Source organism: Sideroxyarcus sp. TK5 (genome assembly GCF_054601595.1).
Window position 1 is genome coordinate 548,073 of record NZ_BAAHSJ010000002.1, and the last position, 12,824, is coordinate 560,896.

Below are 12,824 nucleotides of genomic sequence, written 5' to 3' on the forward strand. Positions count from 1 at the left end.
TAATCTGCGCCCTATGCAGATTCTACGCGGCCTCCATTCTACGGATTTTCGACCTCTGGCGGTCACCATCGGCAATTTCGACGGGGTGCATCTGGGGCATCAGACGATGCTGAGGGAGTTGCGCGAGACGGCGCAGGAACGTGGCTTGCAGACGGCTGTGGTGACCTTCGAGCCGCATCCGCGCGAATTCTTCACGCCGCAACAGGCACCGGCGCGGCTGACCAGTCTGCGCGAAAAGCTGGAGCTGTTCCGCGGGATGGGCATGGACCGCGTGTATGTGTGCCCTTTCGACAAGGTGTTCGCACAGCGTACAGCGGATGATTTCGTGCTGACCCTGGCGCAAGCCTTGTGCGCCAAGCATGTGCTGATCGGTGACGATTTCCGCTTCGGTAGCGGGCGCGGCGGTGATTTTGCCTTGATGCAGCAGGCCGGTGCGCGGCATGGCTTCGAGGTGAAGGCGATGCATAGCGTGTTGCATGACGGGGTGCGCGTTTCCAGCACGGCGATCCGCAACGCACTGGCGGAAGGCAAGCTGGATATCGCCCGCGACTATCTCGGTCGGCCGTACAGCATCAGCGGGCGCGTGGTGCATGGCGATGCGATGGGTCGCAAGCTGGGTTACCCCACGGCGAACATCCAGATGAAACACAACCTGCCGCCGCTCAAGGGCGTTTATGTGGTGCAAGTGCATTCGGATGGTCTCGGCGTGTTGCAGGGCGTGGCCAGTCTGGGGCAGCGTCCCACGCTGAAACACGATGCGAAGTACGCGCTGGAAGTGCATCTGTTCGAGTTCGCGCAGCAGATATACGGCAAGCATCTGCGGGTGGAATTCCTGCACAAGTTGCGCGATGAGATGAAGTTCGACGGTTTGGAAGCGCTGACGCGGCAGATCGCGTCGGATGTGAATAATGCAAAGCAATGGTTCATCGATCATGAGTGAAGACAAGAAGAAATACCCCCTGAATCTCCCCGATACGGCGTTCCCCATGCGCGGCGATCTGGCCAAGCGCGAGCCGCTGATGCTGCAGCAATGGCAGGCGCAACAGCGCTACCAGCGCATCCGCGCGGCGGCCAAGGGACGACCGCAGTTCATCCTGCACGACGGCCCGCCGTATGCGAACGGTGACATCCACATCGGCCATGCGGTGAACAAGGTGTTGAAGGACATCATCATCAAGAGCAAGACGCTGAGCGGTTTCGACGCGCCTTATGTGCCGGGCTGGGACTGCCACGGTCTGCCTATCGAGTTGCAGGTGGAGAAGAAGCATGGCAAATCCATCCCGCCGTCGCAGTTCCGCGAACTGTGCCGCGAATACGCCAAGGAGCAGGTCGAGCGCCAGAAGAAGGACTTCATTCGCCTCGGCGTGCTGGGTGATTGGGACCATCCTTACCTGACCATGGATTTCCAGACCGAGGCGGACATCATCCGTGCCCTAGGCCAGATCCAGCAGAACGGTTACCTGTACCAGGGCCGCAAGCCGGTGAACTGGTGTCTAGATTGCGGATCGGCACTGGCCGAGGCGGAAGTGGAATACGAGGACAAGGTATCGCCCGCGATCGATGTCGGTTTCGAGGTGAAGGACATCGAGGCGGTGGGCAAGGCTTTTGGTGTGTCGTTGCCTGGCAGTGCCAAAGTCTATGCAGTCATCTGGACCACCACGCCGTGGACGCTGCCAGCCAACCAGGCGGTGACCGTGCATCCCAAGCTGGAATACGACCTGATCCGTACTGACAAGGGTTATCTGATCCTGGCATTCGATCTGGCGACTGATTGTTTGAAGCGCTACCAACTGGCTGGTCACAACGACCGTGGCGACGGTCTCGCCGCCACCTGCTTCGGTTCTGCGCTGGAGAACCTGCCGCTGCAACATCCGTTCTACGACCGCATCGTGCCCATCATCTGCGGCGAACACGTCACGCTGGAAGCCGGTACCGGACTGGTGCATACCGCGCCGGCACACGGTGTGGACGACTATGTGGTCGGCCAGAAGTACAGCTTGCCAGTGGAGAATCCGGTAGGCGACAACGGCACCTTCATCTCCACCACACCGCCGGTGGGCGACAAGCCGCTGGCCGGCGTGTTCGTGTGGAAGGCCAACGACATCGTGCTGGAAGCGCTGGCGGCCAGCGGCCATCTGCTGCATCAGGAAAAGATGAAGCACAGCTATCCGCATTGCTGGCGTCACAAGACGCCGATCATCTTCCGCGCCACGCCGCAATGGTTCATCGGCATGGAGCAGGGCGAGGACGGTGCGACGCTGCGTGATCTGGCGAACGATGCCGTGGCGGATACCAGATTCTTCCCGTCATGGGGCCGCGCCCGCATCGAGGCGATGATCAAGAACCGTCCCGACTGGTGCGTATCGCGCCAGCGCAACTGGGGCGTGCCGATGCCGTTCTTCGTGCACAAGGAGACGCTGCAACTGCATCCGCGTACGCCGGAGTTGCTGGAGGCTGTGGCGAAGCGCGTGGAGCAGGTCGGTATCGAGGCATGGTTCTCTCTGAACAGCGCTGATCTGCTGGGTGAGGATGCCGCGCACTACCGCAAGCTGACTGACACGCTGGATGTGTGGTTCGATTCCGGTGCCACGCACTACGCTGTGCTGGCGAAACGCGCAGGGCTGCGTTCGCCGGCCGACCTGTATCTGGAAGGTTCCGACCAGCATCGCGGCTGGTTCCAGTCCTCCCTGTTGACCGGTTGTGCCATCAACGGCCGCGCGCCCTACGATGCCTTGCTCACGCACGGCTTCGTGGTGGACGGCAAGGGACACAAGATGTCGAAGTCCAAGGGTAATGTCATCGCACCGCAGAAGGTGATCGACACCATGGGCGCGGACATGCTGCGCTTGTGGACGGCATCGACCGACTACTCCGGCGAACTGACCATCTCGGACGAGATCCTCAAGCGCGTGACCGATGCCTATCGCCGTATCCGTAACACGCTGCGCTTCCTGCTGGCCAACGTGAGCGACTTCGATGTGCAGCGCGATGCGATATCGGTCGCCGAGTGGCTGGAGATCGACCGTTACGCGCTGGCGCTGACGCAGAAACTGCAGGTTGATGTGCGTGCCGATTACGATCGTTACGAGTTCCATCTGGCGGTGCAGAAGCTGCAGGGCTTCTGTTCGGAAGAGCTGGGCGGTTTCTATCTCGACATCCTGAAAGACCGTCTGTACACGGCAGGCGAAACCTCGAAAGCACGCCGCTCCGCACAGAATGCGCTGTATCACATCACCCAGTCGCTGGCGCGGCTGATCGCGCCCATACTCAGTTTCACCGGTGAGGAAGTTTGGGCCACATTGAACGGCAAGGACGACGTCAGCGTGTTCGAACAACTCTGGTATGAGTTGCCGGATTCCGGTTTGAGCGGCGAGCAGGTGAGTGCCTGGGGCGATATCCGTACCGTGCGCGAGCAGGTCAACAAGAAACTGGAGGAGCAGCGTGCCGCAGGCGCCATCGGCTCCGCCTTGCAGGCCGAGGTGGATGTGTATGCGGCGAAGGAGACTTTTGAACTGCTGTCCCGTCTGGATGATGACCTGCGCTTCGTGTTCATCACCTCGCGTGCCAACGTGCATCAACGCGATGGGGAGCTGGAGATCAAGGTCACCCCGAGCACACACGAAAAATGTGAACGCTGCTGGCATTATCGCGAGGACGTGGGCAGCGATGCACAGCATCCGACGCTGTGCGGGCGCTGTGTGAGCAACCTGTTCGGCGACGGCGAGGCGCGTCACCATGCCTAGCACGTCATTCCGGCGCAGGCCGGAATCCAGTTCGATTGAAAACTCCTGCGTAGCAGGGCATACGGGTTTTGTCCGCTATGCGGATTATTTTCCAAACTGGATTCCGGCCTGCGCCGGAATGACGGTGTGTTTATCTGCGTGGAGGGAGCGATGAGACATTGGCTGGCACTCTCGTTGATTGTCATCATCATCGACCAACTGAGCAAGGCGGCCATCACCAGCCACTTCGTCTACGGCGAAGCGCTGGCCGTCACTTCGTTCTTCAATCTGGTACTGGCGCATAACACCGGCGCGGCATTCAGCTTTTTGAGCGATGCCGGTGGTATGCAACGCTGGCTGTTCTCGCTCATCGCCGTCGTGGCATCGGTGTGGATCGTATGGCTGCTGCGCAAACACCAGTCTGAGAAACTCTTTGCTTTGGCTTTGGCGCTGATACTCGGCGGCGCACTGGGCAATCTGATCGACCGCATCGCGTATGGCTACGTGGTCGACTTTCTGGATTTTCACTGGGCGGGTTATCACTTCGCTGCATTCAACGTGGCTGATTCGGCGATCACCTGCGGTGCCGCATTGCTGATCTGGGACGGTATTCGGGGGAAGAGACATGAACGTACTGCTGGCTAATCCGCGCGGTTTCTGTGCAGGCGTAGACCGCGCAATCGAGATCGTCGAACGCGCCATCGCGTTGCACGGCTCACCCATCTATGTGCGTCACGAAGTGGTACACAACAAGTTCGTGGTCGAGGGCTTGAAAGCCAAGGGCGCGATCTTCATCGAGGACCTGAAGGACGTGCCGCCAGGCAGCATCCTAATCTTCAGCGCGCACGGCGTGCCGCAGTCTGTGCGGCAGGAAGCCGAAGCGCGCAACCTGACCGTGTTCGATGCGACCTGTCCGTTGGTGACCAAAGTTCACCTGCAGGTGTCAAGATTGCGCGGTCAGGGCAAGGAGATCGTGATGATCGGTCACAAAGGCCACCCCGAGGTGGAAGGCACCATGGGGCAGGCAGAAGGCGGCATGTATCTGGTCGAATGCCCCGAAGATGTACTGAAGTTGCAGGTGGTGGATGAACAGAACCTGGCTTACGTGACGCAAACCACGCTGTCGGTGGACGATGCCAGCACCATCATCGCCGCGCTCAAGGCGAGGTTCCCTTCCATCACCGGGCCCAAGAAAGACGACATCTGCTATGCCACGCAGAACCGTCAGGATGCAGTGAAACTGCTGGCCCAGCAATGCGACCTGGTCATCGTGGTCGGTTCTCCGAACAGCTCCAATTCCAACCGTCTGCGCGAAGTCGCCCGGAACATCGGCGTCACCGCCTATCTGGTGGATAACGCCAGCGAAGTGCAGGCCGAATGGCTACAGGGCAAGAATACCATCGGCATCAGTGCCGGTGCCTCTGCGCCTGAAGTGCTGGTCACTGAGGTGATCGCCCGTCTGCAGGAACTGGGGGCAGGGGAGGTGAAGGAGCTGGACGGGATCGAGGAGAATGTGGTGTTCCCGATCCCTAAGCAATTGACTTATTGATGAACTAAAGTACCGTTCGTCAATGAAACAAACCGCTTGTCCGAGTAGGTTTGATTTTAGTGTGATGCTGAGAAGATACTGTACCTCAGACGAATATGAGGGATTGAAAATGTATCTTGGTGCCAAAGTCATTTCTCAACGCGGTGTTACGTTGGTGGAAATACTTATCGTGGTCATGATTGCATTGATTATGGCGACTTTGGCTGCGCCTTCATTTTCTTCCTTCATGAATAATTCAAGACAGAGCTCAGTTCAATCCCAATTGATCGCCGATTTAAATCGGGCGCGCAGTGAGGCTATCAAACGAAACTCAAGGGTGCTGGTATGCAATGCAAATGCGGCATTGAGCGATTGTACAACTTCTACTGATTGGAATAGCGGCTGGATTGTTTGTTATGACGTTAATGCCGATAACGCCTGTGATGCGACAAGTGCCAGCAATCCGAACCCGATGGTTGTTCGACCGTCAATTCATAGCATCCTATCCTTGTCTTCGAGCATCACGCCGGTCAGATTTAACCCCACAGGGACTCAGGGTGCTTCGGGCAGCGTAACTTTGACGATTGCGCCGTCTGGAAGCGGCTGGGATGGTGCGGTAACACGAACTTTGGTTGTTTCAGCGACGGGCAATATATCGAGGTAATGTAATCATGAGGCAGAACGGATTCTCAATGATTGAAGTGTTGATTGCATTGATCATTATTGCAACGGCTTTGCTTGGTACGGCAGGACTTCAGGTCTATGCCATGCGCATGACCAAGGGTGGGGAATTTCGCACACAAGCAGTTTTTCTGGCTGCAGATATCGGTGAGCGCATGGAAGCCAATAAACTTGGCGCAGTAGCTGGTTCCTATTCTGTATCTGCGTCCAGCGCCCCCCATGCTGCAAGTTCTGATTGTGGAAGTAGTGCATGCAGTTCTTCCGCACTGGCGGATTGGGATATTGCTCAGTGGGAAAGCGCGATTGCTAGCAGTGGAATGCCCCAGGCAAATTGGCTTATTCAGCAAACTGGGGTCGGCAATCCGGCCACATATCGGATCACAATTAATTGGACAGATCGTGGTAGCACGGCATCTGCTCGTAGCGAGACATTCTCTTATGTGTCTACCCGCGTCATCGGGTTGCCTGAGTCTTGAGGTGGAATGATGAATCGCATTATCAATAAGCAGAGGGGTTTCAGTTTGGTGGAGATGATGATTTCCATCACGGTAGGCTTGTTTGTGGTTGCGGCTTTGGTTGGGGTGTTGGTAAGTAATTCTCGGAATGCAAAAACCAATGAGAATGTAACAGAGTTCTTTTCAAACGGTCGTTATGCACTCGAACATCTGCGTGGGGAAATGAGACATGCAGATTATCGCGGTTATACATGGCCGGCCCCTCAGGCAGCTACTGTTGTCATAGGAAACGAATGTCTTTCTACTGGAAAAACGGCAGGTTCATTTGTGGCAAATCTGAGCGAAGGTGTATGGGGGAATGACGGCAATCCCTATGCGGCGAATTGCCTGAGTTCTGGGTATTTGCGAGGCGATGTGCTGGTGGTCAGGCGAGTCGCTCCACAGACCTTGGTGAGTCCTGCAAGCTTGGTGCCGGGTGAAATATATTTTCGCTCATCTTTCGTTCAGGGAAAGCTATTTCAGGCAGCCGCCTCTAGTGTTGCGGCGACCGGGGATCCTGTGGTGGAAACTCAAGGAACCCCCTTGGCCGATTTTCTGGTCCGGACTTATGTTTATTACATTGGTGCAGATGACAGTGATTCGACCATTCCGGCATTGCGCCGCTTGTCACTAAGTGGTGCATCTATGGTCGATGAGCAGATTGTCTCGGGAATCGAACAAATGCAAATCGAATATGGTCGTGCTACGACCGATTTGAATACGGCATACTACACAGCGACAGAGATACAGGCTGGGACAGATCCAGATCGTGACTGGCAAGATGTCAATTCGGTAAGGGTCTGGTTGCTTGCACGGGCATCGCAGTCAGAGAACGGCTATCAGAATACCTCCACTTATTCTTTGAGTGATATTACCTTCGATCCTCCTGATGATAGTTTCAGGCGTCAAATATTTACTTCTGTCATTCAGATTCGTAATTTCCATCCGGATGTTGCGCCATGAGATCTTATAGCCAGGGTTCTACATTAGTCGTTACGCTCATCGTCTTGGCAATGCTGATGTTGCTAGGCGTAACGGCGATGGTGACTTCTGATACCGCCTATCGCCTTGCCGGGAACCTGCAGTTTCAGGATATTGCGATGAATAATGCGGAAGCAGCCCTAGTCGATGTCGAGAAAGCGCTTGAAGCGGGAACGATTGACCCTGCGCATGCAGACTTTACTGCAACTATGCCGGTTACCCCTTCGAATCAGGGGAAGTTTCCGTACGGGGCAGTGCCTGACTTGTTGACTGACGCCACATGGCAGAACTACGCCGCTTCGAATGCCAGTGGAAATTACATCATCGAACTGATGTCACAAAACAGCACGCTCATTGGTTCCAATTTGTCCTTAGGTGGTCAATCTAGTTCGGTTTGTAGCAAGGCCAATACATATCGCATCACAGCTCGCGGAAATAGCGTGCGCGGAGCCATGCGCATTGTTCAATCTTATTTTGCATACGTATTGCCCTGTTGACGGGAGAGTTAATAATGAAACCCATCTTTAAAAACAAGCAAGCGATCATTCAATGGTCGGCCTTTGTTGTTATGGCGGCAGTCGGCATAAGCGTAGCTTGGGCCATTACGGCTGCGCTCAGTGCGTTCACGCCACAGGATCAACCTGTTGGTTATGTGGGGCAGGATGAGGTGACAAACTTCAACCTTTCTAGCGGTAACGAATATGTGTTCAGATCCAGTTATGAAAGGGAGTTTTGGAGCGGGAATCTTTATGTCTATCCTGTGAGCGCTACGGGAAGTGTGAACATATCGGCGGAGCCTTGGATAGGTGGGGCGGCCGGTCAGTTGAAATTGCAGAGCTGGGATACGGGCCGATATATCGCAACTCGCAATGATGCCAGCCCATCGGTTGGGATACCTTTCCGCTATGCCAGCATGTCGGCAAGCCAGCAAACGATGTTTCCTGCTACCACAATCAATACCACCAGTTTTACCGGTCAACAGATCGTTGACTTCCTGCGTGGCGACCGCAGCAATGAGGGCCCGGCCGGCATGCGTATGCGATCAGCCGAATCTCCCGGCACTGGCGGGCCGGTGCTGGGTGACATCGTGCATTCGCGCCCGCACTATGTCAGCGACAGTACCAACCCAACTGTTTTCGTTGGTGCCAACGATGGCATGTTGCACGCCTTTAATGCCACGACAGGGGCGGAGCGATGGGCCTATGTGCCTTCTATGCTACTGAGCAAGATGTCGAAACTGGCCAAGCCTTATGGCGGGCCAAGCAATCCCCACGATTATTTTGTGGATGGCCGCATCAACATTGGCAATGCTTCGGTAGGTGGTGTAACCAAGCGGATTTTGGTCGGTAGTCTGGCGGCAGGTGGTAGTGGATTGTATGCATTGAACATTGATGGCAGCGCCGGCTTGTCAGCTTCCAGTGAGGCTGAGGTTTCGGCCAAAGCCTTGTGGGAAATCAGCGGCAATACGGCAGAAGTGAACAATCAAGTCCCCACAGTTAGCAACGCCTATGACAACTTGGGCTATACCTATGGTGAGCCGCTGATTGTGAAAACCAATACCGGTCAGGATGCGGTGGTGATTGGTAATGGTTACAACAACAATGCCTTGGGCGATTATCAAGCATATCTGTACATCATCGAGGCAGGGACGGGTCAGCTGATCGCGCAGTTACAAGCGGGTTCTGCGCTGGGTAGTTCGGCCAGCCCGAATGGCATTCTGAACGTTTCGGCCATCGACACCAACAACGATGGAAAACTTGATCGCGTGTATGGTGGTGATCTAAAGGGGAATCTTTGGAAGTTCGATCTTTCAGCTGGATCTGCAGGCTCGTGGTCATCCAGTATTTTGCATACCACCTCTCCGGCGCAACCGATTGTTGTGACACCGGGCGTAGCCGCTCATCCGGACGGGGGATACATGGTTGCATTTGGTACCGGAACCATGCTGGATACGGCTGATGAGGGCAGCACGGGCATCTATTATGTTTATGGTATATGGGATGGCGCGCCTGTTTCCAACACGACCCTGCAGACCCAAACGCTTGCAGAGCGCAACTACACGCACGATGGTGTGACGACACGCGTGCGACGCAGCACTGCCAATGCCATGGATTATTCGAGCGGCGGACATAAAGGATGGCAAGTGGCCTTGCCTGCAGGCGAGCGCATCGTTGGCGACGGTTCCTTCATCGAAAGCGGTCGCTTCTATTTCACCAGCCATAATCCGACCGTGTCGAATACGGTTGGAGATTCTACGGTGACTTCGGTGACCGTAACCAATGGCGGTTCCGGCTATACCTCGGCAACCGTTAGCTTCAGCGGCGGGGGCGGTAGCGGTGCGACAGCAACACCAGTAATCAGCGCTTCTAATGTCATTACCGGCATCAAAGTCACTTCCTCCGGCACGGGCTATACCTCTGCGCCGACTGTGACCATCAACGGCAACGGTACCGGTGCCACGGCGACGGCGAATCTGAGCGCCGGCAATATCATCGAGGGCGAGAACTGGCTGATGGAACTGGACTATCTGTCTGGAGGCAGCAAGAACCAGCCATTCCTCGATCTGGATGAAAACATCCTGCTCAACGAGGGTGATCGAATCAAATATGTCAGCGGGGATACTGGCATTCCGGTGACCTGCAATCTGCTGGATCCAGCCATAGCTGAAAGCTCTGTCTGTGCCATACCGGGTACTGATGGCATTCCAGTCGGGAAGTGGTTGTCCAATGGGGTTCAATCTCAGCCCTTGTTGGTGCAACTGGCTACTTTGAATACCACCCTGTTCAACCAAAATCCCAATGCTGTGTTTCCAATCAATGAAATCACCTATGGCGTGACAGGCGGGCACTTTGACGTCGATATCTTCTATAACGGAACAGGAAACCTTTGCACGACGCAGACAGGCGTCAATGTGCCTGCATCAAAAGCGTATGCCACCATCACCGTGGGGACGGGCGGACAGACTGCTTATTTGCCCGCGACACTGGGGGGGATACAGGTGGACGGCGTTACGATTGTGCCCGCGCTTACCGTTTCCGACATTCCCGACGGTACGGCGACTGATACCAATGCCGCGACCATGGTAAGTAAGCTGACAGGCGGTTTCACTGCTACGCGTTCCGGGAACATCATCACTATTTACGCACCGACTGCCGGTACTTTTTATAACGGCAAAACCTTCACTGTTCTCGATGGTTCCTCCAGTCCGGGCTTGCCAGGTACACCTGGCGTAGCTGCCGTTCCTGATACTTGGCCGACGGGTTTGGTGAAGTTCAGTGGCAAGACCAAGGATTCAAATCCGGGAGCAGTTCTGGAAAATACCTTGTCAGGACCAGCCAGCGTGAAAGTTGGAAGCCAGATCGCCAAATCGACCGATATTACGATAGGCAAGAAGAAGTCAGCCACAAGTGTAGTGAGTACAATTGTCAGTGCCATTGGCACGGGGGGCGTGATTAAGGCTTATGTGGGCGGGGATTCGGTGACGCCAACCTGTGCAGCGCAAGGTACTGATACCTTGTGCTTGGTTGATACTTCCGGCACTTACGATAATAACGGGCAGACTGTGGCAATTGGAAACATGACTTTGCCCGGCACCATGGCTTGGACGATCACTGACACTACGGGCGGGCAATTTGGTACACCTGCTGTGCCATCAACACCTGCAACCGGATGGAGCAATTTTAAGCCTGCCATTACGGGGTCGCCGTTCATTGGTGGCTCGGATGCCTTGACCGGGGTGACGATCACCAAGAGTTGCAGCTCAAAGAATGGAAGTTCGGGGGCTCATGTACACCAATACGATGACAAGTATGACCGTACCGGCGTTGATTTCCTCAATCCCAGCAATACTGTCTTCAAGTTAGCAAATGCGGTCACATCGAACACGACGCAATATAAAGTTTTGGTGATGAACCAGTATCTCAATCCGGCCGTCAAGATTCATATTGGCGATCCGGCGTATGAACCCAGCCTTGATGTTGGCTACATATCCGTCAAGGATTATTTGACTACGCCCACGCTGGATCTTGCAACATTGCCTACCTATACAGGAACAAGCAAGACGACAGGGGTGTCGGGATCGATGATCGGCAGCTTGGTTGTGAATATGCCTACCGATGCTTTGTCTGCAAAAGATTGGTGGGGTAATGGCGATGTTCGTGTCGGCCTGCAGCCAATCAATCCTGGATGCGGAGGGCGAGACGGCGATACCACGGATGGCAATATGTACCAACCCGTTATACCTCCCGCCAATGGCGTGGATGGGCCCGGTATCAATGGCTGGTCAGCTTCTTCAGTGTCATTGAACTCGGTGGGTGTCAGGCATAACGGTTCGTTGACAGTGCAAATCATCAAAGCCAGTACGCCCAACACCGCCATCGAGATGAATGATCCCAACGGGCGACCAGAATACGGATGGCGCGTCAAGAGTGGCGATTATGCGGCCTATGTTTTGGTCGAATACACGGTTTACTGGCACCATCCGGACAATGGCTGCTATGGAGACGCGGGCTGGACGAAGACACCTGCAGAAGACAACGGTAGCAGCACGCCGACTACACCCGCTGCTGGGTCTACCGATCCCAAGTTGGGCGACTTATCTGGAACAAGCGGCGGTACGGTGACCAGTGTAACGGTCACTGTGACGGGTAATGTCATGACAACAACCATCACTTATAGCACGGGTGGTCAGGCGATTATTACGCGCACGACTAATACGGACGGCTCAGTGACTATCCTGACACGCGATGCGGATTGCGTTGCCAGTGGTGCAGGATGTACCGGGATATCGGAAACGATCTACAACACTGAAGGAACCGTGTTGACGGGTGGTGACGAGCGCGGCAATCAGGTCAGGACAGGACGAGTTTCTTGGCATGAGTTGATACGTGATTAAGCGAACATTAACAGGAGTGGGCTGGCATGAATAAAATCAAAGCATCTGGTTTCAGTTTGATCGAATTGATGGTCACGCTAGTAATTGTTGGCATTTTGGCGTCTATTGCGATACCCAGTTACAGCAATTATTTGGTACGCAGTGCACGTGCGGATGCACAAGCTCAATTGCTTGAGATGGCGTCCTTGCAGGAAAGGATTTATTTGAACTCGAGCGCCTACACGACCAGTGTTTCGACGGCATATAACGGTCAGTCCAGTGGTGGATTGAATCGCACGACCGGTCAAACGACAGATGGACGTTATGCGCTATCTTGCGAAAGCTGTACGGCACAGTCTTTCGAATTGCGTGCTATCCCAGTTGCAGGGAGCGCTCAAGCAGGAGACGGGTGTTTTTTGATCAGGGAAAACGGCGTCCGACAATGGCATCAAGGTGATGATACTTGCGCATCCGCCTCGCCAGTTTCCTGGTAGTGATTATAACTAACGCGTAATTCACAGCGGGCTTGCCCGCTGTTTTGGTTT

10 protein-coding genes are annotated in these 12,824 nt (G+C 55.1%); all 10 read left to right on the plus strand.

Annotated features, from left to right (window positions below; genetic code table 11):
- Window positions 1-13: 13 nt before the first annotated feature.
- Window positions 14-940: a bifunctional riboflavin kinase/FAD synthetase gene (locus ACYPYQ_RS05710; protein ID WP_459721098.1), complete on the plus strand. Its 927-nt coding sequence runs from the start codon at window positions 14-16 to the stop codon at window positions 938-940.
- Complete coding sequence (gene ileS / locus ACYPYQ_RS05715; RefSeq protein ID WP_459721101.1) at window positions 933-3,743, plus strand: isoleucine--tRNA ligase; 2,811 nt, start codon at window positions 933-935, stop codon at window positions 3,741-3,743. Before ACYPYQ_RS05710 ends, ileS begins: the two co-directional genes overlap by 8 nt.
- Before the next feature lie 150 nt (window positions 3,744-3,893).
- Window positions 3,894-4,367: a signal peptidase II gene (gene lspA / locus ACYPYQ_RS05720; protein ID WP_459721104.1), complete on the plus strand. Its 474-nt coding sequence runs from the start codon at window positions 3,894-3,896 to the stop codon at window positions 4,365-4,367.
- A complete protein-coding gene (ispH, locus tag ACYPYQ_RS05725; RefSeq protein ID WP_459721107.1) occupies window positions 4,348-5,271 on the plus strand; it encodes a 4-hydroxy-3-methylbut-2-enyl diphosphate reductase in 924 nt (307 codons plus the stop codon). The genes lspA and ispH overlap by 20 nt, the downstream gene beginning before the upstream one ends.
- Window positions 5,272-5,293: 22 nt before the next feature.
- Window positions 5,294-5,914: a GspH/FimT family pseudopilin gene (locus ACYPYQ_RS05730; protein ID WP_459721110.1), complete on the plus strand. Its 621-nt coding sequence runs from the start codon at window positions 5,294-5,296 to the stop codon at window positions 5,912-5,914.
- 7 nt (window positions 5,915-5,921) lie between these two features.
- A complete protein-coding gene (pilV, locus tag ACYPYQ_RS05735) occupies window positions 5,922-6,407 on the plus strand; it encodes a type IV pilus modification protein PilV (protein ID WP_459721112.1) in 486 nt (161 codons plus the stop codon).
- Between the two features lie 9 nt (window positions 6,408-6,416).
- Complete coding sequence (locus ACYPYQ_RS05740; RefSeq protein WP_459721115.1) at window positions 6,417-7,388, plus strand: PilW family protein; 972 nt, start codon at window positions 6,417-6,419, stop codon at window positions 7,386-7,388.
- Window positions 7,385-7,903 (plus strand): pilus assembly PilX family protein, encoded by a 519-nt coding sequence (locus tag ACYPYQ_RS05745; RefSeq protein WP_459721118.1) that lies wholly within the window; start codon window positions 7,385-7,387, stop codon window positions 7,901-7,903. Before ACYPYQ_RS05740 ends, ACYPYQ_RS05745 begins: the two co-directional genes overlap by 4 nt.
- A 14-nt stretch (window positions 7,904-7,917) precedes the next feature.
- The gene (locus ACYPYQ_RS05750; protein WP_459721122.1) at window positions 7,918-12,300 is read left to right on the plus strand and encodes a PilC/PilY family type IV pilus protein; all 4,383 of its coding nucleotides are present in this window, start codon (window positions 7,918-7,920) and stop codon (window positions 12,298-12,300) included.
- Window positions 12,301-12,326: 26 nt separating this feature from the next.
- Window positions 12,327-12,773 carry a type IV pilin protein gene (locus ACYPYQ_RS05755; RefSeq protein ID WP_459721125.1) on the plus strand — a complete coding sequence of 149 codons (447 nt, stop codon included), beginning with the start codon at window positions 12,327-12,329 and terminating at the stop codon, window positions 12,771-12,773.
- Window positions 12,774-12,824: the final 51 nt, after the last annotated feature.

Excerpts from the sequence above, each read along its gene's own strand:
- ACYPYQ_RS05710 (WP_459721098.1), top strand. The coding sequence starts at position 14 with ATGCAGATTCTACGCGGCCTCCATTCTACGGATTTTCGACCTCTGGCG.
- ileS (WP_459721101.1), top strand. The coding sequence starts at position 933 with ATGAGTGAAGACAAGAAGAAATACCCCCTGAATCTCCCCGATACGGCG.
- lspA (WP_459721104.1), top strand. The coding sequence starts at position 3,894 with ATGAGACATTGGCTGGCACTCTCGTTGATTGTCATCATCATCGACCAA.
- ispH (WP_459721107.1), top strand. The coding sequence starts at position 4,348 with ATGAACGTACTGCTGGCTAATCCGCGCGGTTTCTGTGCAGGCGTAGAC.
- ACYPYQ_RS05730 (WP_459721110.1), top strand. The coding sequence starts at position 5,294 with ATGAAACAAACCGCTTGTCCGAGTAGGTTTGATTTTAGTGTGATGCTG.
- pilV (WP_459721112.1), top strand. The coding sequence starts at position 5,922 with ATGAGGCAGAACGGATTCTCAATGATTGAAGTGTTGATTGCATTGATC.
- ACYPYQ_RS05740 (WP_459721115.1), top strand. The coding sequence starts at position 6,417 with ATGAATCGCATTATCAATAAGCAGAGGGGTTTCAGTTTGGTGGAGATG.
- ACYPYQ_RS05745 (WP_459721118.1), top strand. The coding sequence starts at position 7,385 with ATGAGATCTTATAGCCAGGGTTCTACATTAGTCGTTACGCTCATCGTC.
- ACYPYQ_RS05750 (WP_459721122.1), top strand. The coding sequence starts at position 7,918 with ATGAAACCCATCTTTAAAAACAAGCAAGCGATCATTCAATGGTCGGCC.
- ACYPYQ_RS05755 (WP_459721125.1), top strand. The coding sequence starts at position 12,327 with ATGAATAAAATCAAAGCATCTGGTTTCAGTTTGATCGAATTGATGGTC.